Source organism: Roseovarius salincola, from assembly GCF_026891095.1.
Lineage (GTDB): Bacteria > Pseudomonadota > Alphaproteobacteria > Rhodobacterales > Rhodobacteraceae > Roseovarius > Roseovarius salincola.
In genome coordinates this window covers 101,672-120,426 of record NZ_JAPTNL010000008.1, presented here as the reverse complement: position 1 = coordinate 120,426, position 18,755 = coordinate 101,672, and the positions used below count along the sequence as shown (strand labels likewise).

The window sequence follows — 18,755 nt, the reverse complement described above, 5'->3', positions numbered from 1 at the left end:
GCGCGCGGTGCCGGGTCACGCGCCCTGCTCGGCGTCGCGCGGCACGATCCTGACCCCGTCGCGGATGGCATCGGAAGGATGGGTGATGACCCGCTGCCCGGCCTCGAGCCCCGAAAGCACCTGAGCGCCGGTCTCGTTGCGCCGCCCCAGTTCGATCACCTGAAGGCGCGCGGTGTCGTCCTTGTCGGCGACGAACACCGCCCAGTCCCGCCCCTGACGGAAGATCGCGCCCAGAGGCACCTGGAGGACATCATCGGCCTCCCATTCGACAATGCGCAGAAAGACGGAGAACCCGTCGCCAAGCCCTGCACGTTCCGCGACCGGGGTCACGAGGTCGAAGACCACATCAACGCGCTGTTCCTCGATCCCGAGCGCGGACACCTTTGTATAGCCCGAGGGTTCGATCTTGGTCAGTTCCGCCGCCAGCGTCCCGGCCCCGCCCCAGCGTTCGACCACGGCGCGCGCGCCGGGGCGAAGGCGCACGGCATCGGTCGAGAGAAGATCAGCCACGATTTCCAGATCCTCGGGCCGCCCCACCGACAAGAGCCGCGTGCCCGCCGTGACGGGGCGTTCGCTGATCGTTTCGATCCTGAGCACCCTTCCATCCACCGGGGCATGAAGGTTCACACAGCAGGACGAAGGTTGCGCGGGATCGTCGCCCGGTTCGATCAGCGCCGCGCGCACCCGGTCGAGCGCACCGTTGGCGCGTTCGAGATTCGAGGCGGCGGCGTCGGCCCCGGCCTCGGCGGTGCGCAGGCGTTGCTCGGCGTCCTCGAGCCGGGTGATCGAGGCGACGCCACGCTCCACCAGCGTGCGGGTGCGCTCGTGATCGGTGCGCGCGTAGTTCAGCTCTTCCTCGGCCTGGCGCAGCGAACTGCGCGCCGAGACAAGCGCGGCTTCGGCCTCGCGCACGGCGGCTTCGGCCTGAATGCGGCTGCGCATGTCCAGCAGGCCCGAGGCGGCGGGTTCGACAATGGCGACCACGGTTTCACCGGCGATGACCGGATCGCCCTCGCGCACGGGCGAGCGGCGGGCGATCCCCGCGATCGGCGCGGAGACCTCGTAGATTTCGGCGATGCGGGTGCGGGCATCGGCGTTGACCGTCACCTGCATGGGCGCGCGGGTCAGCTTGTAAAGGTCGACCGGCACCGGATCGCTGCGCAGCGCCAGCCAGCCAAGCCCGAGCGCGGCGGCGGCACCAAGACCATAGAGAAGGACATTGCGGGCTTTGAAAGGCATGATGCATTATTCCCGTGTTTTCATGACAGCGACAAGGTCAAGACCATCAAGGCGGCGGCGCACCAGCAGGGCGGCCCCAAGCGACGCGGCCAGCACCACGAGGCTGGCGCGGGCGAAGCCGGCGGGTTCCAGAACAAGGGGCACGGAGTAGAGATCCGAGGCGGAGCCGCGCGCCAGCGCCGCCGAGATCAGCCAGCCCAGCGCCCAGCCCAGTGGCTGCGCCAGCAGCGCCAGCAGCATGGTTTCCCCGATCAGCACGAAGGAGACCTCGCCCCGCGTGAAGCCGAGGATGCGCAGGCTCGCGAGTTCGCGGGCGCGTTCGGAAAGCTGGATGCGTGCGCCGTTATAGGCGACGCCGACAGTGATCAGCACCGCGATGGAGATATAGACCGTGGTCATGGTGGTGACGTTGCGCCGGATCGTGTCCTCGAATGAGCGGCGCATGCGGGTCAGCATGACCAGCCCGCCAAGTTCGGGCATGTCCTTGAGCACCGCATGAAGCTGCGGCAGGGCGGCATCGTCGATCAGCAGGTTGGCGGCGGTGATGCGCGGCGACTGGCGTTTGAGGCGGTCAAGCGTGGCGCTGTCCACATAGGCGCCCAGCCCGACATATTGCGTGACCAGCCCGGCGACGGGCAGGTGGTGGATTTCGTCGCGCCCGTCGGGAAATTCGATCGCGATCACGTCGCCGGGGCGGGCTTCAAGCTGTGCCGCAAGGCGTTCGGACAGGAGGATCGCGCCGGGGGGCGCGTCGATCGCCTGCCCCGCCGTGTCCACGATGCGCGAAAGGCTGGCACCGGGGGGGCGGGCCTCGAGGGCGGTGTCCTTTTCAAGGTGGCCGTGGCGCAGGGTGGCGGGCTGGAATTGCTGGCCCTCGGCCATCAGCACTCCCGGCAGATTGGCGACATCCTGAAGAGCGTCGTCGCGCAGGCCCGGCGAAAACAGCAGCATCGCGTCCTGCCGGTTGGATTGATAGAAGGCCTTGTCGAGGATCGTGTCGAGCGCGTCCGAAAAGAAGCTGGAAGCCACCAGCACCGCCACCGCCAGCGACAGGCCAAGCGTTGTCAGCCCCGAACGCACCGGCCAGCGCATGAGGCTGCGCAGGATCATCATCACCGGCTGCGAGAGGCGCAGGCGCGATAATGCGCGATCCAGCAGACCGCGGCTGAAGCGGGGCGGTGCGGGCGGCGACATCGCCGTCGCGGGCGCGAGGCGCGCGGCATGGAGCGCGCTGCGCGCCGCCCCGAGCGCGGCGCTGGCCAGCGCCAGCAGCCCCGAGATCGCATAGGCGTCATAGGCGATGCGGTAGATGAGGTAGGGAAAGTCGAAGAACTGCGCGTAAAGCCGCGCCAGCGCACCCGAAAGCCAGGTGCCCACCGCCCAGCCCAGAAGCGTCCCCACCACCGCCACCAGACCCGCCAGCATCAGGTAATGAACGCAGATTTCCACATCGCTGTAGCCGATCGCCTTGAGCAGTCCGATCTCGGCGCGTTCCAGCGCGATGATCCGCCCGATCACCATGCCCACCAGAAAGGCGGTGATACCGAAGAAGATCGGCGGCAGGATGATGGCGGTGCTGCGCAGCTGTTCGATCTCGGCATCGACGAAACTGTGCGATGTCTGGATGGCGCGCCCATACGCGCCGGTGCCGCCATAGGGATCGAGCAATATATCGAGCCGGTCGATCACCTCGGCCTGGGGCGCGCGGGGGTCGAGCTTGAGCGACAGATCGTTGAAGGCGCCCTGCATGTCGAAAGCCGCATCGGCGACGCGCGCGGGCACCCAGAGGATGCCGAAGGTCTCGGCGTCCGGCATCATCGCGCCGGGGCCGATCGTGTAGATGAATTCGGGCGAAAGCAGCGTCCCGGTCAGGGTCAGCACCCGCTTGCGCCCGCCCAGATTGGCGGTGAAACTGTCGCCGGGGCGCAGCCCGTTGGCATTCGCGAAGGGCTCGTTCACCGCCACCTCGCCGGTGGCGGCGGGGTCCGGCAGACGGCCGTTGCGCAGCACCGGGCGATTGAGCAGCGCGGCACCCGTTTCGGGCAGCGAGATCATTCGCCCCGTGACCGTTTCAAGCCGCCCCGGAACATCGAGAATCACATGCTTTACCACCCGCGCCTCGGCCTGACGCACGCCGGGGATGGCGCGAATGTCGGAGAGAATGGAATCCGGGGCACGGTTGGCCCCGGCGAAGACATCGGCAAAGCGGTTGCGCTCGTAATAGGCGGCGCGGGTGTCCTCGAGGGCGCCATACATCCCGAAGGTGGTCATCAGGATCGCCACGCCGCAGGCCAGCACCAGCGCGATGGCCAGCGCCTGCGCCCAGAGGCGGCGAAAATCGCGCAGGAGCTTCTTGTCGAGCGCGTCCATCATGCCCTACCAGTGGATATCCGCCGGGGCGATGCGTTCGGCGTTGGTCTCGACGCGCTCGATCTGCCCGTCGCGGAACCAGATCACCCGATGCGCCATGCGGCGGATTTCGGCGTTGTGGGTGATGACCGCGGTGGTCGTGCCCAGCCTTTCGTTGATCTCGCGCAGCGCCTCGAGCACCTGCACCCCGGTCTTGCTGTCGAGCGCGCCGGTCGGTTCGTCGCAAAGCAGCACCTCGGGGCGCTTGGCGATGGCGCGGGCGATGGCGACGCGCTGCTGCTCGCCGCCTGACATCTCGGCGGGGAAGTGATCCATCCGCGCCCCCAGCCCGACCTGTTCAAGCGCCTCTTCGGGCGACATCGGATCGCGCGCCACATCGGTCACGAGTTGCACGTTCTCGCGCGCCGTGAGACTGGCCACGAGGTTGTAGAACTGAAAGACGAACCCGACGTGATCGCGCCGATAGCGGGTCAGGCCGCGATCCCCGAGCCCGGTGAGTTCAAGGTCGCGGAACCAGACATGCCCGGCGCTGGCGTGATCGAGCCCGCCCAGGATATTGAGCAGCGTGGATTTGCCCGAGCCCGACGGGCCAAGCAGCACCGACAACTCGCCGCCGTAAAGTTCGAGATCCACCCCGGCCAGCGCATGCACCTTGGTCAGGCCGCTGTCATAGACCTTGGTCAGCCCTTCGGTACGAAACATCACCTCGGGCGCAGGACCGTCAGGTCCGGGCGCATCGGTGACGGCATTCATGAATCGCTGTCCGGCGCGTGCGCTTGCAGGATGAGCGGGCAGCGCGCGGCATCGAGCAGGCGTGCCAAGGGCGGCAGGTCGCTGCGCGGCGCGGCGGCGATCACCGCCGCCGGGCGGTGGCGCTCCAGCCGCGCCAAGAGAGCGTCGGGACCCTCCCAGGTAACGGTATCCGGCCCGCCGATTCCGGGGGGCGCAAAGGTGAGAAGCGGCTTGCCGGCCTCCTGTGCGAGCCGCGCGGCCAGCGCCGCAAGCCCTGAGGCAGGCGGCAACGCCCCGGCGATGAGCGCCACGCAATCGGTGCTGCCGGGATCGCGGGAAAATCCGTAGATCAGCACATCGCCCGCGCCCGCGCCCTGATCGAGCGCGGTCACAAGCCGCCCATGCATCTGGCGGAACGCCGCCGCCAGCGAGGCCGCCTGCGCGGCGCGCTGCAACCGGCGCTCAAAGCGGCGGGCATCGGCGCGAAACGCCGCCTGCATCCGCGCCGCCGTCACCTCGAGCACCTGCGCGCCGGTAAAACCGATGCTGCGCGCCCGCGGCGTCGATGCGGCGGCCATGATCGCCTCGTCCGTGACCAGCACGCCGTGCAGGTCGGCACCCATCTGGCGGGCGACCTCGACCGCGACGCGGATCGCGCCCTCGGCATCGACATAGCAGGTCGCGCCAAGGATCACGCGGGCGCGGCGGGTTTCGGGGGTCATGACTTGCCCCCCTGTTCAAGGACCGTGCGCCCATAGGCGCGCCGCGCATCGGCGAAACCGCGCAGCCGGGCTTCGACGCGCGCGTTGATGCTGCCTTCGGGATAGGCCCCGTCCGCACCGCGCTCCCCTGCCCCGGCCCCCATCAAAAATGCGATGGCCTCGTCGAGACGGGAGACGGGAATGATGCGGAAGCTGCCCGCCTCGACCGCCTCGATCACCCGGCGGCGCAGGGCGAGGTGCTTGGTATTGGCGGCCGGGATAAGCACGCCCTGACGCCCCGTGAGGCCACGCGCGTCGCAGATGTCGAAGAAGCCTTCGATCTTTTCATTGACCCCGCCGATAGCCTGGATCGCCCCGAACTGGTTGATCGAGCCGGTGATGGCGAAGGATTGGTCGATCGGGGCCTCGGCCAGCGAAGAGATCAGCGCCAGCAGTTCGGCCGCCGAGGCGCTGTCGCCATCGACCCCGCCATAGCTTTGCTCGAACACCAGGCTGGCCCAGAGCGACATCGGCATGTCGGTCGCGTAATTGGCGGCCAGATACCCCTGAAGGATCAGCACCCCCTTGGAATGGATCGCCCCCCCGAGTTCGGTCTCGCGTTCGATATCGACAAGTTTGCCGCCGCCCATACGGGTCCGCGCCGTCAGCCGCGAGGGCCGCCCGAAGGCATAGCCGCCGATCTGAAGCACGGAAAGCGCGTTGATCTGGCCGGTGGCCGTGCCATCGGTGTCGATCAGCACGGTGTCGCGGGTGATCGATTCATGGCTGAGTTCGCGAATCCGGCTGGCGCGGCGCTCGCGTTCATGCAGCGCCTTTTCGATATCGCGCGGGGTGATCGCGGCGTGGCCGTTGCCATCGGCCCAGTGGTCGGCCTCGCGCAGGATGTCCGAAAGCGTATCGGTATTGAGCGTCAGGCGTTCGGCGTCACCGGCAATGCGGCTGGCCTCGCGCAGGGTTGCGGCAACCGCCGCCGCATCGAGCGGCCGGATACCGGCCTTGCGCGCGATCGTTCCGATCATGCGGGCAAAGCCCTGGCGCGCGGAGGCGTCGTCGGGCAGGTGATCGTCGAGATCGGCCTCGAGCTTGAAGAGATGCGCGAAATCCGGATCGAGCGCCGAGAGCAGGTAGTAGTGCAGCCGCTCGCCCACCAGGATCACACGGGTCCTGAGCGGGATCGGGTCGGGATCGAGCGAGACCGTCGAGACGAGGCTCAGGCGCTCGCCGGGGGAATAGATCGAGATCTCCCCTGTGCGCAGGCAGCGTTTGAGCGCATCCCAGGCGAAGGGCTCGCTCAGCACATGAAGCGCGTCGAGCACGATGAAACCGCCATTGGCGCGATGCAGCGCGCCGGGGCGGATCATGGTGAAATTGGTCACCAGCGCGCCCATTTCGGACGCGTATTCGATGCGCCCGATCAGGTTGCCCAGCGTCGGCAGGGTTTCGCGGATCACCGGCGCGCCACCGTCCTGCGCCGCATGGCCATCGCCGACGATCACGTTGACGGCGTAGCGCTGGAACTGGGGGCGGGTGTAATGCTTGGAGGTCGCGCCGGGGAACGGGCCGCCCTGCATCTGGTCGTCGCGCATCAAGAAAATCTGCGCGTTCTCGATCAGGTCGGCGCGCACGGTTTCCAGATAGGCGCGCAGCGCGTCGATTTCGGGCAGCGCGGCGGTCACGTCGGCAATGGCGTCCTCGACCCCGGCGCGGGCCATTTCGTAGTTCAGCTCCTCGACCTGGCGGCGATGTTCCTTTTCGCGCGCCGGGGCGGCTTTCAGGATCTCGCCCAGAGCGTCCTGTATCTCGTCGACGGCGGCGTCGATCTCTTGCTGTTCGGCCTCGGTGAGGGCGTTGTACTTGTCGGGGGTCAGCACCTCGCCGTCATGCAGGCCTGTGACGGTAAAGCCCATGGGGGTGCGCAGGATGGCGACATTGCGGGCGCGGGCGCGCTCGAAGAGGTCCGACATCGCCTCTTCGTGTTCGTCGGCGAAGCCCTGTTCGATGGTGTTGCGGCGCGATTGGTAATCCTCGGATTCAAAAAGCGCGGGGATGGCGTTGGCCAGATCGTCCACCAGCGCCTCCATCGCCTTGCGCAGGCGCACGGCGATGCCGGGCGGCAGTTCGATGGCGGTGGGTTTGTGGGGGGTGTCGAAATTATTGACATAGACCCAGTCATTGGGGCGCGCGCGCCCCGCCGCCGCCTCGGCCAGGATCGCATCCACGATCCGGTGGCGCCCGGTGCCCGGCGTGCCCAGCACGAAGGCATTGAAATCGCCGTGCCGGATGCTGGCGGCCATGCGGATCGCATCGACCGCGCGGTCCTGCCCCAGCCAGCCGGTTTCAGCGGGCAGATCGGCAGTGGTGGAAAAATCGAAATCCGCCACAGGGACCGGCACGTGAAGCGCGGTGGCGGGCAGCGGAGCGGGATGGGCAGGATCGGCAGGGTTATTCATGAGCGGGCGAAACCTTCTGTAATTGCAGATCGGGACGCACGCCCACTCTAACGCGATACGCGCCTTGCGTCTTGACTCAAATCAGGAAAGCGCACGGCCTTTGCGCTGGCATGTCGGCAAGGCGGGCGCTATGCACAGGCCCCAGCGAAAGGCGTGGGACAAGAACGAGGACGCCAGTGCAAACTGCGAAGGATCAGGTGCGTCTGGAGGGCGTGAGCGTGCGTTTCGGCGCGCGCGAGGTGCTGCGCGACCTGACGCTGGCGCTTGATTCGCGCCGCGTCGGGATCGTCGGGCGCAATGGCTCGGGCAAGACCACGCTGGCGCGGCTGATCGCGGGGCTGATCGCGCCCGATGCGGGGCGCGTCACGGTGGCGGGCGTGGATGTCTGCACCGACCGCAAGGCGGCGATCCGCACGGTCGGCATCCTGTTTCAGAACCCCGACCACCAGATCATCTTTCCCACCGTCGAAGAGGAGCTGGCCTTTGGTCTGCGCCAATTGGGCCGATCCAAGGCCGAGGCGCGTGAAGGCGCGCGCGCCATGCTGGCGCAGTTCGGGCGCGGCGACTGGGCAGAGCGCGCGGTCGACGGCCTCTCGCAGGGACAGCGCCACCTTGTCTGCCTGATGGCGGTGCTGGCGATGGAGCCGCGCGTGATCGTGCTGGACGAGCCCTTCGCGGGTCTCGACATCCCGACGATCCGCGCCTTGCGCCGCTATCTCGAGGCGCTGCCGGTCACGTTGATTCAGGTCTCGCATGACATCGGCGCGCTGCAATCCTATGACCGGGTGATCTGGCTGGAGGGCGGGCAGGTCGCCGCCGACGGCCCTGCCGAAGAAACGCTGGCGCGGTACCTTGCGGCGATGCAGGAGGTGGATGATGCTGACGCTGACCTCTGATATCCGCACGCCCTATCACCCGATCCGCGCGGGCGCGAAACTGGCGCTTTTATGCGCGGCGACGGTGGGGCTGTTCATGCTGGACAGCCTGGCCGCGATGGCGGCGGCCAACGCGGCGGTCGCCGCACTTTACCTTGCGGCGGGACGCCAATTCGCCAAGGATGGCCTAAGGCTGCTGAAACCGGTCTGGGTCTTCGTGGCGCTGGTGCTGGCCTGGCATGTGCTGACGCAGGACACCCTTGCCGGACTGGTGATTGCACTGCGCCTGACGGCGGCGGTGGCGCTGGCGAATCTGGTCACGATGACCACGCGTTTCGACGACATGGTCGAGGTGGTGATGTGGCTGTTGTCGCCGCTCAGGCGGTTGGGGATCAGGACCGCGCCGATCGGTTTCGCGATTGTGCTGGTGGTGCGCTTCATTCCGGTGCTGCTGGCCAAGGCGCGCAACCTGATCGAGGCTTGGCGCGCGCGCAGCCCGCGCCGCGCGGGCTGGCAGGTGGCGCTGCCGATTGCGCTGGTGGCGATCGACGACGCGGAACATGTGGCCGAGGCGCTGCGCGCACGCGGCGGTTTCGACGCGGAGTGAGCCGCAGGCGGACGAACGAACAACAAAGCGAACAGAATAACCAGAAAACGGACAGACAGAAGGAAACGCGACATGGAACGTCAGATCACACTTATCGCCCTTTTCGCCGCGCTGATCGCGGTGCTGGGGCTTGTCCCGCAATTCACCCTTGCCTCGGGCGTGCCGATCACGGCGCAGGGCATGGGCATCATGCTGTGCGGCACGGTTCTGGGCGCGCGGCGCGGCGCGCTGGCGGTGCTGTTGTTCCTGGCGCTGGTGGCGCTTGGCCTGCCGCTGCTGGCGGGTGGCCGTGGCGGTCTGGGTGTGTTCGTCGGGCCGACCGTCGGCTTCCTGGTGGGCTTTCCGATTGCCGCCTTCGTGGCCGGCTGGATCGTCGAGCGGATGCGCAACACCCCGATCCTGACCGCCGCCTTCATCGGCGCGGTGATCGGCGGTATCCCGGTGCTTTACGTCTTTGGCATCATCGGCATGTCGGTCACGCTGGACAAGACCATCGCCGAATCCGCACTGCTGGTCACGCCCTTCGTTCCGGGCGATCTGATCAAGGCCGGGCTGGCCGCCGCGCTGACCGCGTCGTTGCTCAAGGCGCGTCCGGCCAGCGTGCTGTCGCGCGGTTAAGCGCCTTCGAGGCGATCGAAATCGAGCGGCGTCTTGTATTCGATCTCGACAAAGGCCATCGGCTGCGCGCCGGCATTGATCACGTTATGCTCGATGCCGGTAGGCCGGTGATAGGTGCGCCCCGGCGGCAAGGTGACCTCGTTCGCCGTGCCGTCGGGCATTTCCAGCTTCATGCGGCATTCGCTGAGCGCGACGATGACGTAATCGAAACCATGGACATGCCAGCCGGTTTCGGCACCGGGTTCGAAATCGAAACGGGTGACGCGATGCTGGGCGGTGTCGGTCAGAATCTCGGGCTTTGCTTCGGGGCGGTCTGACATGTGCGGTCTCCTGAAAATCCGAAAACAATCGCGCGCAGCTTACCGGGTCGCGATGGCTTGGCAAGCACCGTCAGCCGCCGCGCGCATTCAGGGATCAATCATCACGGCACCGCCCAGCCCCGGCGCTATATTCCCCAGGCCGCGCATTTGCGATCGACAGTCTTGCGCGACACGCCAAGGCGGCGGGCGGCCTCGGCGCGGTTGCCGTCGCAGGCGTCAAGCACGTTGAGGATATGGCGCTGTTCCACCAGTTCGAGGGTTTCGATCGCCTCGGCGCCGGTGATCGCACCCGCGCCCGAAAACTCGGCCGGAAACGCCCCGAGGATCACCGAGCGCTCGATCAGGTTGCGCAATTCGCGCACATTGCCGGGCCAGTCATGGCGGCTGAGCTTGAGCAGCACCTCCTGGTTGAGATCGAGCCTGGGCAGGCCCAGGCTGCGCGAGAATTCACTCATGAAGAAGGCCGCGAGTTCGACGATATCCTCGCTGCGTTCCCTGAGCGGGGGCATTTCGATGCGGAACACATCGAGCCGGTGGAAAAGGTCGGCGCGAAACCGCCCCGCCGCCACCGCCCCGTGAAGATCGGCATTGGTGGCGAAGAGGAAGCGCAGGTCGAGCGGGATGTCGCGCTCGGCCCCGGCGGGGCGTACGCGGTGATCCTCGAGCACGCGCAAGAGCGTCGCCTGCACCTGTTGGGGCAGTTGCGCCACCTCGTCCAGAAACAGCGTGCCGCCATCGGCGTGCAGAAACAGCCCGTCCTTGCGCCGCGTGCCGTCCTCGATCACGCCGAAGAGTTCCGCGGCGATCTGATCGGGCGAGATGGCCGCGCAATTCACCGCCACGAAAGGCTTGTCGGCGCGGTCCGACAGCCCGTGCAGCGTGCGCGCGGCGACTTCCTTGCCGGTGCCGCTGGCGCCGGTGAACAGCACCGAACTGGGCAGCGGCGCCACCCGCGCCAGCATGTCGCGCACAGATTGCAGGGCCGGGGAATTGCCCAGAAGCCGCGCGTTCATCGCGACGCAGTTCTCCGACAGTTCATGGCGCAGGAGATAATTTTCGCGCCGCAGGTATTTGCGGTCAAGCGCGCGGGCGGCGGCGTTGAGGATCTGGTTGACGCGAAACGGCTTGAGCACGAAATCCGCAACCCCCGCCCGCAGCGCCCGGATCGCGGTATCAAGATCGGCATAGGCGGTGATCAGGATCGCATCGGCGAACAGCCCGACGCGGCGCTGTTCGACCAGCCAGTCGAGCCCCGATGTTTCGGGCATGACATTGTCGAGGATCACCAGATCGAAATGCGCCTGGTCCAGAATGCCCGACGCCTCGCGCGCCGAGCGCGCCTGCTCCACGCGTTTGCAGCGCGGGGTCAGCACCTTGGTCAGGAAATTGCGCATGCCCGGCTCGTCGTCGATCACCAGGATCGAGGCGGCGGCGAGGTTCTCGCCATAGTCGTCCCCGGGGCGGCTATCGCCCGTCTTCTGGCCGCTTGTGGCGCTCATTCGGTGGCGTCACCGAGACGCACGGCGGCGCCGGATTGTCTGTCCTGGCTCGAGAAACCGATCTCGTCGAGGATGTAATCGCTGGCGACGGCGATCACCACGCAGGCAGCAAGGGCGGCATAGAGCGCTTTCATGTCAGTTCTCCTTCTGGGGGGATGTTGAATCCGGCGCCGTTGCCTTGCGCAGGAAGGCGACGAGGTCGTCGCGGTCGGAGGGGTCGGTGATGCGCTGCATCGGCATCTTCGAGCCGGGGATGAAATGGTCGGGGCCGATATCGAAAAGCGCGTCGATCGTGTCATCGGTCCAGGTGATATCCGCGCCCGCCAGCGTGTCGGAATAGGGATAGCCCGGCAGCGCCCCCGCCTTGCGCCCGAACACGGCATAAAGCGTCGGTCCCGCCTTGCGCGAGGGCGGTGGCGTCAGCGCGTGGCAGACCGAGCACTTGCGCATGAACTGGCGCTCGCCATTGGGCATGGTGTCGGGATCACGCAGGAAGCTGCGTTGTTCCCCGCCCGCCGGGTCGAATGCGTCAAGCATGGCGACGGGCCAGGAATAGACCACGTCATCAAGCCCCCCCGCCAGGATCGAGGCGCCGTTATCGGCGAAGGCCAGCGCCCAGACCGGGCCGCGGCGCATGGCGCGGAAATCGCGGGTGATGCGCCATTGCGCGCTGTCGATCATCATGATGAAGCCATGCCCGTCCCCAACCGCCAGCTGGGCGCTTGGCGCGTGATGCGCCATTGACAGGATCGGTCGGCGGTCGAGCGAGAAATCGGCGATCTGCGCGCCGCTTTCGGGATCGATCACGCGGGTGACGCCATCGACCGCGCCATAGGCCAGCCAGCCGTCATCCGGCCCCAGGATGAAGCGGTTCACCCCAAAGCCGTGATTGGCGAGAATCCGGTTGCTGCCGTCCTCGGTGTTCCAGATCCGGATCGTCCCATCCGCCGAGGCCGAATAGAGCCGGCTGCCCCGCGCTCCGAAGGCCACGGCGTTCACCCCGGCGTCATGCCCCTTGAGGAAACGCGGCGCGGCCGCGCCCGCCGCATCCGTCAGCGGCCAGAGGCCGATGCTGCCGTCCCAGCTGGCCGAGGCCAGCAGCGCCCCGTCGCGCGATCGCGCCAGCGCGGCGACCTTGCCCTCATGACCGTCGCGCCGGGTGGCCGCGCCGCTGTCCAGATCCCACAGGATCACCGCGAAATCGTCGCCCCCCGAGGCCGCGCGCCCCGGCCCGAGGAAGATCACCGTGTTGACCGCCGCGCCATGCCCTTCGAGCCAGCGAGGTTCGCGCCCGCGCCAGAGCCCGACGGAGTTGTCGAAACTGGCGGTCGCCACCTGCCCGCGCGCATCGTCATGGGCCACGCCCATGACCGGGCCGCCATGCCCCTTGAGCGTGGTGAACTCCTGCGCGGCGGCGCCAAGGGCCGCGGACATGCAGACCACCAGGGCGAAGGCCAGCCCGCGCATCGGCTACTCCGCCGGTGTCGCCGCCTTGCCGTCGCTGGCGGGGGCGTGGCCCTTTTCCTGAAGCTCCTCGAGCCACAGGCCGTGGTGTTCGCGCGCCCATTGCTCTTCGACCTCGCCCGAGCCCATGGCATCGAACGCACCTTCCATGCCGACCGAGCCGATATAGATATGCGCGAGGATGATACCCATCAGCACGAAGCCGACGATCGCGTGCCAGGCCTGCGAGAGCTGCATTTCCTGGTGTGGCGCAAGATCGGTGGGCAGCACGCCAAAGCCCAGCGCCTGCGGCAGCCCGGTATCGTTGAGGATCACGAAGGTCTTGGCGAACATCGGAATCTCGAAAGGAAAGAGCAGCGACAGTCCCGAGACCGAGATCGACACGCCCAGCACCATGACCGACCAGAAGATCAGCTTTTGCCCGGCATTGAACTTGCGCGCCGGGGGATGGACGCCCGATGTGAAGATGCCGCCCCCCACCGCCAGCCATTTGAGGTCGGTCCGGTTGGGAATGTTATGCGCCACCCACATGACGAAAGCCATGACGAGACCCAGCATGAAGGCCCAGGCAAAGTTGTTATGCACCCATTTGGACGCGATCGCGATGGTCGAGAACGCCTCGTGCCCGAAGGCCGGGATCAGGAACTGACGCCCCATGAGCGAGACCAGCCCGGTGATGCCCAGCACGATGAAGGACCCCGCCATCAGCCAATGGGCGAAGCGTTCGATAAAGGCGAAGCGCGTCACCGTGCGGCCGGTCTTGTCACCGTCGATGCGGATCTTGCCGCGAAGGAGATAGAACAGCACCAGCAGCCCCAGCACCGCCACCAGGCCCCAGCCGCCATAGGTCACAAGCGGCCCCTGGCGGAATTCCAGCCAGGCCATGCCGGCATCCTGCACCAGCACCTTGGCCGCATCGCCCCCGACCGAAACCTTTACGTTGGCGTCGTTGAAGCGCAGATCGCGCCAGACATCGGAATCCGACACCCCGCCCAGAGGGCCGAGGCCGGGCGCGGATTCGACCCCGCCTTCACCCGTGCCGCGCCGGAAACTGTTATCAACCGTCTCGCCGCGCTGGCGGGCAAGGATGTCTTCCAATGTGGGCGCGCCGCCGGTGGCGGCGCGGTCGCCCTGCGTGGCACCCGAGGCGGCGCCTGAGTCAGAGGCCGCGTCAGAGGCCGTGTCCTGCGCGATCGCAGGCCCGCCAAGGGGCGCGGCCAGCAGCAGTGACAGGAAAAACGTATACAGAAGACGGGTCATGGCGAACTGTCCGATATATCAGGTGAATGGCAATGCAGGACGGGCGGCACACATGGCCGCCCGCCCGCATGTCACGGGCCGGGGGCGCGGTGAACCGCGCCCCGCAAGCCGGAAGGATCAGCCGCCCTTTTGCTCATAGGCGGTGCCCCAGCCCCAGGCGCCGCTGCCGAAGCCGCGGGCCACGACGCGTTCGCGGTAGATACCCGACACGACGTCGCCATCCCCCGCCAGAAGCGCCTTGGTCGAACACATCTCGGCGCAGATGGGCAACTTGCCCTCGGCGATCCGGTTGCGCCCGTATTTCTGGAACTCGGCCTGGCTGTTGTTGTCTTCGGGACCGCCGGCGCAGAAGGTGCATTTGTCCATCTTGCCACGGCTGCCGAAATTGCCGGCCTGCGGGAATTGCGGCGCGCCGAACGGGCACGCGTAGAAGCAATAACCGCAGCCGATGCACAGATCCTTGGAGTGGAGAACCACCCCGTCCGAGGTCTGATAAAAGCAGTCCACGGGACAGACCGCCATGCAGGGCGCATCCGAACAGTGCATGCAGGCCACCGAGATCGACCGCTCGCCGGGTTTGCCATCCTCGATGGTCACGACCCGGCGCCGGTTGATGCCCCAGGGCACTTCATGTTCGTTCTTGCACGCGGTGACGCAGGCGTTGCATTCAATGCAGCGTTCGGCGTCACAGAGGAATTTTGCTCTGGCCATTTCCGTTTCTCCTTATGCTGCGCTGATCTTGCAGAGAGTCGCCTTGGTCTCCTGCATCTGGGTGACAGAGTCGTAGCCGTATGTCTGGGCGGTGTTTGATGATTCACCCAGAACATAGGGGTCCGCACCGTCGGGATATTTGCTCCGACGGTCCTCGCCCTGGTAATGGCCGCCGAAATGGAAGGGCATGAAGGCAACGCCCTCGCCCACCCGTTCGGTGACCATGGCCATGACCTTGACCTTGCCGCCTTCCGGCCCTTCGACCCAGACCTGCGCGCCGTCACGCACCCCGAGATTATTCGCATCCCGCGGATTGATTTCGACGAACATGTCCTGCTGAAGTTCGGCCAGCCAGGGGTTGGACCGGGTTTCATCCCCGCCGCCCTCGTATTCGACCAGACGCCCCGATGTCAGGATGATCGGGTAGTCCTTGGCGAAGTCGTTCTTCTGGATCGACGCATAGAGGGTGGGCAGACGATAGTCGTGCCGGTCCTCGTAGGTGGGATAATCCGCGACCAGATCGCGCCGGTTCGTATAGAGCGGCTCGCGGTGCAGGGGCACCGGGTCGGGGAAGGTCCACACCACCGCGCGGGCCTTGGCATTGCCGAAGGGCGCGCATTCATGCTTGATCGCGACCCGCTGGATCCCGCCTGAAAGGTCGGTTTTCCAGTTGGTATCGGGGCCTGCGATCGCGTCGATCGTGGCGCGCTCGTCGTCGGTCAGGTCGCCATCCCAGCCCAGGTCCATCAGCATCTGCATGGTGAACTCGGGATAGCCGTCCTGAATTTCCGAACCCTGGCTGTAGACGCCCTCGGCCAGGAGGTTGTCGCCATCGCGTTCCACCCCGAAACGGGCGCGGAAGGTCAGGCCGCCCTTACTGACGGGTTGGGACATGTCGTAAAGGTTCGGCGTGCCGGGATGGTTCATCTCGGGCGTGCCCCAGCTTGGCCATGGCAGGCCGTAATAGTCGCCATCCGCCGGACCGCCGATCGCCTGAAGGCTGGTGCGGTCGAACGTGTGCTGGTTGGCCATGTGCATCTTGAGCCGCTCGGGGCTCTGGCCGGTATAGCCGATGGTCCACATCCCGCGATTGATCTCGCGCAGGGTGTCCTCCATGTCGGGGGTCACCCCGTCATCCTCCAGCGCGATGTTGCGGAAGATGCGGTCATGGAAGCCGAACTTCTTCGAGAACAGGCCGATGATCTCTTGATCGGTCTTGCACTCGAACAGCGGCTCGACGACCTTGTCGCGCCATTGCAGCGACCGGTTCGAGGCCGTGACCGAGCCACGGGTTTCGAACTGCGTGGCCGCGGGCAGAAGGTAGACACCGTCGGTGCGGTCGTTGAGCACCGCCGAGACCGTCGGGTAGGGATCGACCACGACCATCATGTCGAGCTTTTCCATCGCCGTCTTCATCTCGGTCATGCGGGTCTGCGAGTTGGGCGCGTGGCCCCAGAGCACCATGGCCCGCACCTTGTTGGGCTGGTCGATGTTCTCGACATCTTCCAGCACGCCGTCGATCCAGCGGCTGACCGGGATGCCCTTGAGGTTCTGGAGCGACTTTTCCTTGCCGTCCGCCCCCTTCAGCGTGTCGAACCGGGCGGCCAGCCATTCGGGGTCTTCTTCCCAGACACGCGCCCAGTGGCCCCATGCCCCCGCCGACAGGCCGTAATAGCCCGGCAGCGTGTGCGACAGCACGCCAAGGTCGGTTGCGCCCTGCACGTTGTCATGGCCGCGGAAGATGTTGGTGCCACCACCCGAACGGCCCATGTTGCCCAGCGCCAGCTGCAGGATGCAATAGGCACGCGTGTTGTTGTTGCCGTTGGTGTGCTGGGTGCCGCCCATGCACCAGATCACGGTGCCGGGGCGGTTGTTGGCCATGGTGCGCGCGACGCGCTCGAGCTGGCTGCCCGGCGTGCCGGTGACGCGCTCGACCTCGTCGGGGGTCCATTTGGCCACTTCCTCGCGGATCTGGTCCATGCCCCAGACACGGGTGCGGATGAACTCCTTGTCCTCCCAGCCGTTCTCGAAGATGTGCCACAGAAGCCCCCAGACCAGCGCCACATCGGTGCCGGGACGGAAGCGCACATATTCGTCGGCATGGGCTGCGGTGCGGGTGAAACGCGGATCGCAGACGATCAGGGGCGCGTTGTTCTGCTCCTTGGCCTTGAGGACATGCAGCAGGCTGACCGGGTGCGCCTCGGCGGGATTGCCGCCGATGATGAAGATCGCCTGGGATTTGTGGATGTCGTTGTAGGAATTGGTCATGGCGCCGTAGCCCCATGTATTCGCAACCCCCGCCACCGTGGTGGAATGGCAGATCCGTGCCTGGTGATCCACGTTGTTCGTGCCCCAGTAGGCGGCGAACTTGCGGAACAGGTAGGCCTGTTCGTTATTGTGCTTGGCACTGCCGAGCCAATAGACGCTGTCGGGGCCACTTTCCTCGCGGATCGAAAGCATCTGGTCGCCGATCTCGTCGATCGCCTGCTCCCAGCTGATGCGTTTCCACTCTCCGCCCTCTTTCTTCATCGGGTATTTCAGGCGGCGTTCGCCATGCGCGTGCTCGCGCACCGAAGCGCCCTTGGCGCAATGCGCCCCGAGGTTGAACGGGCTGTCCCAGCCCGGTTCCTGGCCGACCCAGACGCCGTCCTGCACTTCGGCGACGACGGTGCAGCCGACCGAGCAATGCGTGCAGACGGATTTGATGGTATCGACCGCGCCCTGGGCCGCCGAGGCGGCGCTTGCGCGGGTCACGGTGCCGCCCGTGGCACCGATTGCGGCCAGGCCACCGATGGCCAGGCCGGAGCCGCGCAGAAAGGCGCGGCGGTCGACGGATGTCCCGGCGACCTCGGACAGGATACTGGTCCGCTGGGAGCGTCTCGCAACCCCGTTGGTCTTTTTCCTAAGCATGTCTGTTTCTCCTCCCGAGCGTGCCCCGAGGGGCTGGCTGGGTACTAAGTTGGCCGCCGGCAGTCGGGCCTATCGCAACCAGTCGCCGGCAGAGCGGGATGACCTTGTCCGGTTCAGAACCGGGCAGAGTCGAAATATGCGCGCGTATGCGCGGTGTCCTGCATCCGGTCGGATGCGGGATCGGGCGTGGCCGCTTCGGCCTGCCCGCCGCTCACAGCCGTCACGACCGCAACCGCGGGCGCGCCGGTGGCGGCCATTTTGAGAAAATCGCGACGGCTGGCGCCGTCCTCAACCTTCTTCGACATGAGAGTCCTCCCCTCGTTGCAGATGGCGGTTGCCCGCCGGTGAATGCGCGGTCACCCCGCGCTCATTCGAAAACCTTCGGCCTCGATATCCATGAACACCCGACCGACAGCGCCGACGGGAGCATAGAAAACCGAGTTCTTGGCGGCTTCCAAATCACTGAAGAAATGCCCGGCCCAGGGGCCGACATGCTTGTTGAAAAACGTTTTCTGATCGCTCAGCGAGGCCGGCGGCGCGCCAAAACGGCCGGTGATCATTCCGGCCATCATCTCCATCAGCGAGGCGATGTTGTCCTCGGGTTCATAGACGTTTTCGGCCCGCGTCATCGAGCGCGCGGCCATGTCCCGGCGCAGCGCCGCAAGCGGCTTCTCATTGAGGAATCCGGTCAGGTAATAACTGGCATAGGGCAGCAATTCGCCCCGCCCCAGCCCGATGAACAGCGCGTTGAACTCGCGCTCCACCGCAGGCTGGCGCGTGTGCTGCGCAATGCGCGACAGCGCGCCGATGGCGGTGCCCAGATCGGTTTCGTCGCCCGACAGTTTCGCGCTCTGGTCCAGCAGGGTCTGGTTGGGCGGCCCGGCCAGGAGCACGCCCAGAAAATCATAGAGATCGGCGCGAAGCCGGTCTTCCTGGGCGATGGCGTCGGTCATGCTGCGTTGCTCCATGGCTGGGTCG

At 66.6% G+C, this 18,755-nt stretch carries 17 protein-coding genes; 3 read left to right on the top strand and 14 right to left on the bottom strand.

The window, feature by feature from the left end; genetic code table 11:
* Nucleotides 1–15: 15 nt before the first annotated feature.
* The 5 genes from N5A93_RS10825 to N5A93_RS10805 are packed head-to-tail and all read right to left on the bottom strand — an operon-like array spanning nt 16 to nt 7,513.
* Entirely contained in the window at nt 16–1,239 is a 1,224-nt protein-coding gene (locus tag N5A93_RS10825; protein WP_268955104.1) for an efflux RND transporter periplasmic adaptor subunit, read from the bottom strand.
* A gap of 6 nt (nt 1,240–1,245) precedes the next feature.
* A complete protein-coding gene (locus tag N5A93_RS10820) occupies nt 1,246–3,609 on the bottom strand; it encodes an ABC transporter permease (RefSeq protein ID WP_268955103.1) in 2,364 nt (787 codons plus the stop codon).
* A gap of 6 nt (nt 3,610–3,615) precedes the next feature.
* A complete protein-coding gene (locus tag N5A93_RS10815; RefSeq protein WP_268955102.1) occupies nt 3,616–4,362 on the bottom strand; it encodes an ABC transporter ATP-binding protein in 747 nt (248 codons plus the stop codon).
* On the bottom strand, nt 4,359–5,063 hold the full coding sequence (locus N5A93_RS10810; RefSeq protein WP_268955101.1) for a hypothetical protein: 705 nt from the start codon (nt 5,061–5,063) through the stop codon (nt 4,359–4,361). Before N5A93_RS10810 ends, N5A93_RS10815 begins: the two co-directional genes overlap by 4 nt.
* Nucleotides 5,060–7,513 (bottom strand): Lon protease family protein, encoded by a 2,454-nt coding sequence (locus N5A93_RS10805; RefSeq protein ID WP_268955100.1) that lies wholly within the window; start codon nt 7,511–7,513, stop codon nt 5,060–5,062. The genes N5A93_RS10810 and N5A93_RS10805 overlap by 4 nt, the downstream gene beginning before the upstream one ends.
* Nucleotides 7,514–7,623: 110 nt before the next feature.
* On the opposite strand from N5A93_RS10805, the gene N5A93_RS10800 reads away from it, so the two are divergent.
* The 3 genes from N5A93_RS10800 (at nt 7,624) to N5A93_RS10790 (ending at nt 9,613) form a co-directional block, all read left to right on the top strand.
* On the top strand, nt 7,624–8,409 hold the full coding sequence (locus N5A93_RS10800) for an energy-coupling factor ABC transporter ATP-binding protein (protein ID WP_372921204.1): 786 nt from the start codon (nt 7,624–7,626) through the stop codon (nt 8,407–8,409).
* On the top strand, nt 8,390–8,995 hold the full coding sequence (locus N5A93_RS10795; RefSeq protein WP_268955098.1) for an energy-coupling factor transporter transmembrane component T family protein: 606 nt from the start codon (nt 8,390–8,392) through the stop codon (nt 8,993–8,995). The genes N5A93_RS10800 and N5A93_RS10795 overlap by 20 nt, the downstream gene beginning before the upstream one ends.
* Nucleotides 8,996–9,067: 72 nt before the next feature.
* Nucleotides 9,068–9,613, top strand: coding sequence for a biotin transporter BioY (locus tag N5A93_RS10790; RefSeq protein ID WP_268955097.1), 546 nt, complete (start codon nt 9,068–9,070; stop codon nt 9,611–9,613).
* Here the strand turns inward: N5A93_RS10790 and N5A93_RS10785 are convergent.
* The 9 genes from N5A93_RS10785 to N5A93_RS10745 form a co-directional block, all read right to left on the bottom strand.
* Complete coding sequence (locus N5A93_RS10785) at nt 9,610–9,933, bottom strand: cupin domain-containing protein (RefSeq protein ID WP_268955096.1); 324 nt, start codon at nt 9,931–9,933, stop codon at nt 9,610–9,612. The two genes, N5A93_RS10790 and N5A93_RS10785, sit on opposite strands and share 4 nt — an antisense overlap.
* 125 nt (nt 9,934–10,058) lie before the next feature.
* Nucleotides 10,059–11,432 (bottom strand): sigma-54-dependent transcriptional regulator, encoded by a 1,374-nt coding sequence (locus N5A93_RS10780; RefSeq protein WP_268955095.1) that lies wholly within the window; start codon nt 11,430–11,432, stop codon nt 10,059–10,061.
* Nucleotides 11,429–11,566: a hypothetical protein gene (locus N5A93_RS10775; RefSeq protein WP_268955094.1), complete on the bottom strand. Its 138-nt coding sequence runs from the start codon at nt 11,564–11,566 to the stop codon at nt 11,429–11,431. Before N5A93_RS10775 ends, N5A93_RS10780 begins: the two co-directional genes overlap by 4 nt.
* Nucleotide 11,567: 1 nt before the next feature.
* Nucleotides 11,568–12,899, bottom strand: a complete 1,332-nt coding sequence (locus tag N5A93_RS10770) for a c-type cytochrome (RefSeq protein ID WP_268955093.1) — start codon at nt 12,897–12,899, stop codon at nt 11,568–11,570.
* Nucleotides 12,900–12,902: 3 nt separating this feature from the next.
* Nucleotides 12,903–14,156, bottom strand: a complete 1,254-nt coding sequence (locus N5A93_RS10765) for a formate dehydrogenase subunit gamma (RefSeq protein ID WP_268955092.1) — start codon at nt 14,154–14,156, stop codon at nt 12,903–12,905.
* Between the two features lie 117 nt (nt 14,157–14,273).
* The gene (gene fdh3B, locus N5A93_RS10760) at nt 14,274–14,867 is read right to left on the bottom strand and encodes a formate dehydrogenase FDH3 subunit beta (RefSeq protein ID WP_268955091.1); all 594 of its coding nucleotides are present in this window, start codon (nt 14,865–14,867) and stop codon (nt 14,274–14,276) included.
* Between the two features lie 12 nt (nt 14,868–14,879).
* On the bottom strand, nt 14,880–17,777 hold the full coding sequence (locus tag N5A93_RS10755) for a formate dehydrogenase subunit alpha (protein WP_268955090.1): 2,898 nt from the start codon (nt 17,775–17,777) through the stop codon (nt 14,880–14,882).
* A 113-nt stretch (nt 17,778–17,890) separates the two neighbouring features.
* Entirely contained in the window at nt 17,891–18,082 is a 192-nt protein-coding gene (locus N5A93_RS10750; RefSeq protein WP_268955089.1) for a ubiquinol-cytochrome c reductase iron-sulfur subunit N-terminal domain-containing protein, read from the bottom strand.
* Nucleotides 18,083–18,133: 51 nt separating this feature from the next.
* Nucleotides 18,134–18,745 carry a TorD/DmsD family molecular chaperone gene (locus N5A93_RS10745; protein ID WP_268955088.1) on the bottom strand — a complete coding sequence of 204 codons (612 nt, stop codon included), beginning with the start codon at nt 18,743–18,745 and terminating at the stop codon, nt 18,134–18,136.
* Nucleotides 18,746–18,755: the final 10 nt, after the last annotated feature.